The following is a 1,207-nucleotide window of genomic DNA, read 5'->3' as shown; positions in this document are numbered from 1 at the left end:
CCCCGGCAACGGCGGCCTGCAGTTTCTTCAGCCCTTTGCGACGCTCGAGTTCGATGCTTTCGAGCACCACAATACTGTTGTCCAGGGTCATGCCGATGGCGAAGGCGACCCCAGCCAGGGAAATGACGTTGATGGTCCGGCCCGCGATCAACAGCCCCAGGAAAGCCGCGATGGTACAGATGGGAATACCCACCACACCCAGCGCAGTGGCCCGAAACGAACGCATGAACGCGTACATTATCCCGGTTGCCAGCAGGGCACCAAGAATCAGGTTTTTCCAGACATTGAACACCGAGGCCTGCACATACACCACATCATCAGCGGTCAGGGCCAGTTCCATGCCTTCCGGGTTGAGCAGGTCCCGGTTGATGTTTTCCACCTCGGCCATCATGGCGTCCTTGATGGCAATCACGTTGGAACCGCTCTCCCGGCGCACCGACAGACTGATGACGGGACGGGTGTTGACGTAAGAGGTCTGGCGAATTTTGAAGTGATCGAGTTCGACGTCGGCCACATCGGACAGCCGGGTAATGCTGTCGCCTCGGCGCTCCAGGATAAGGTTTTCCAGACCCTCCAGGTCCTCGAAGCGACCCATGGTGCGCAGCAGGTAGCGCCGCTTGCCGCTTTCCACTTCACCGCCGGACAGGTCCCGATTGCGCTCGCGGATGGCATCGCGCACTTGCGTGAGAGTGATTTCCCGCTCCGCGAGGCGCTCGGGGTTCAGGTGAATCTGGATCTGGCGTTCGGCGCCACCCCCGACGTTGACTTCAGACACTCCGGGCACGCCGGACATACGCGGCCGGACATTGTCTTCGATAAAATCACGCATCATGTCCATATCCAACCCCCGAGGATTGCCCTCCAGCGGGGAGATTCTGAAATACATGAACGCGTTGGAAGAAAACGACGTGGCGTAGACACTCGGCTCGTCGACGTTTTCCGGGTAAGAGGGGACCTGGGTCAGGGCGTTATTGACGCGGATCAGGGTTTCGTTGATGTCCACCCCAAATGGAAACTCGAGCTCGATCTGGGCGGAACCGAAATCGGCACTGCTCTGCATTTCCACCAGGTAGGGAATGTTCCTCAGGTACTCCTCCTGTTCGATCAGGATCTCCTTCTCCACATCCTGGGGCGTGGCGCCGGGCCAACTGGTACGGATGGAAATGGTACGGACTTCCAGGTCCGGAATCATCTGCACCGGAATGCG

At 59.1% G+C, this 1,207-nt stretch carries 1 protein-coding gene; it reads right to left on the bottom strand.

What is annotated here, in order from left to right:
* The coding region (locus B3520_RS06170; RefSeq protein ID WP_286875656.1) for an efflux RND transporter permease subunit at window positions 1–1,207 on the bottom strand (1,207 nt) is incomplete at both ends.

It is taken from the genome of Marinimicrobium sp. UBA4509, assembly GCF_002388575.1.
In the GTDB taxonomy this organism is placed as follows: Bacteria; Pseudomonadota; Gammaproteobacteria; order Pseudomonadales; family Cellvibrionaceae; genus Marinimicrobium; species Marinimicrobium koreense.
Note: the sequence above shows the minus strand (reverse complement) of the source record. Positions and strands in the feature narration are given on the sequence as shown.